Origin of the sequence: Vibrio sp. 10N.286.55.E10 (assembly GCF_002872555.1) — a bacterium.
Lineage (GTDB): Bacteria > Pseudomonadota > Gammaproteobacteria > Enterobacterales > Vibrionaceae > Vibrio > Vibrio crassostreae.
In genome coordinates this window covers 1-1,437 of the sequence record NZ_MCSD01000019.1, presented here as the reverse complement: position 1 = coordinate 1,437, position 1,437 = coordinate 1, and the positions used below count along the sequence as shown (strand labels likewise).

Sequence of the window (1,437 nt, the reverse complement as noted above, 5' to 3'; positions counted from 1 at the left end):
GTAATGCCGATCAGTTAAGAAATTTGTGAGATCATTTGACCGATCCTCAAAAGGCTTCAAAATCCGATATTAGGAAACTAATATCGGATTTTTTTATGTCTTTAGAAAGCCAACTTGCCAATACTTTTCGGTCATGTAATACCTTCCACCACTTTGATAAATACTCTGACATCCTTAGTCCAGAGCTTATCCAACAAGGCTTTGAGCAAGCTGGCGTAGCAACCGTTAGAAGAAGGCGGTTACCTTTAGAAGCAGTACTTTGGTCTGTTGTTGGAATGAGTCTCTTTCGTCAACAATCTGTTTGGGATATTGCTAACCAACTCGATATTGTCCTGCCAGACAAACAGCGCTTTGTTGCACCAAGTGCTGTTGTTCAAGCGAGACAGAGGTTAGGCGAAGAAGGTGTAAAGCAAGTCTTTAAGAAGATGGCAGCGCATAGCTATCAATCGTCTAACTTCGAAACTTGGTGTGGGCTAAACCTTCTATCCGTCGATGGTGTCGTTTGGAGAACGACAGATACACCCGAAAATCATCAAGAGTTTAAAGCGCAGCGCAATCAATCATCTGAGAATATTTACCCTAAGGTTCGTATGGTTTGTTTGATGGAGCTTACAAGTCATCAGCTAATCGATAGTGCATTCTCTGACTATCGCACCAGCGAAATGCGGCTCGCAGAAGAGCTTATAGAACAAACGCCAGATCAATCACTGACTATTTTTGACAAAGGATATTACTCTTTAGGGCTGCTTAATCGCTGGAACAAAGTAGGTCAAGAAAGGCATTGGATGCTCCCTGTGAGAAAAGACTTTCAGTATGAAGTTGTCCATAAATACAGCCAGAGTGATGCTATCGTTGCTATAAAAACATCACTTCAGGCAAGGAAGAAGTTCAGTGACCTGCCTGAGATAATAGAAGCAAGGTTGGTATCGAAAGTCATCAAAGGTAAAGAGTATCAGGTACTTACATCAATGCGTGATGGGTTGCGCTTTCCTGGAGAAGACATCGTAGAGCTCTATCGCTATCGTTGGGAAATCGAATTAGGCTATAGGGAAATGAAGCAAACTTTGCTTGATAGTGAATATACATTGCGAAGTAAGCGCCCAGATATGGTTAGACAGGAGCTCTGGGGGATTTTGTTAGCCTATAACCTTATAAGGCAGGTTATGACAAAGGCCGCGAGTAAGTTAGATAGCGTCTGGCCGAATCAATTAAGCTTTACGAGTAGTGCCATGGCTGTGACTCAATACTTTGCAGCTTTACCTTTAACGAGTCCTGGGAAACTCCCTAAACACTATGAAGTACTACTACAGAAAATATCCATGTTTATCCTGCCACCCCGAAGAGAAGATAGAAGTTATCCTCGCTGGGTGAAACTGAAACCCAAGAAATATGCGACAAATAGAAAAAATGCCAGTCAGCTTAACTGACTGGCATTAC

The 1,437-nt window shown here is 42.2% G+C and carries 1 protein-coding gene; it reads left to right on the top strand.

The genetic code is table 11. From position 1 onward, the window contains the following. Positions 1 to 95 precede the first annotated feature (95 nt). Positions 96 to 1,427: an IS4 family transposase gene (locus BCV39_RS12600; protein WP_102431674.1), complete on the top strand. Its 1,332-nt coding sequence runs from the start codon at positions 96 to 98 to the stop codon at positions 1,425 to 1,427. Positions 1,428 to 1,437 lie beyond the last annotated feature (10 nt).

Excerpts from the sequence above, each read along its gene's own strand:
- BCV39_RS12600 (WP_102431674.1), top strand. The coding sequence starts at position 96 with ATGTCTTTAGAAAGCCAACTTGCCAATACTTTTCGGTCATGTAATACC.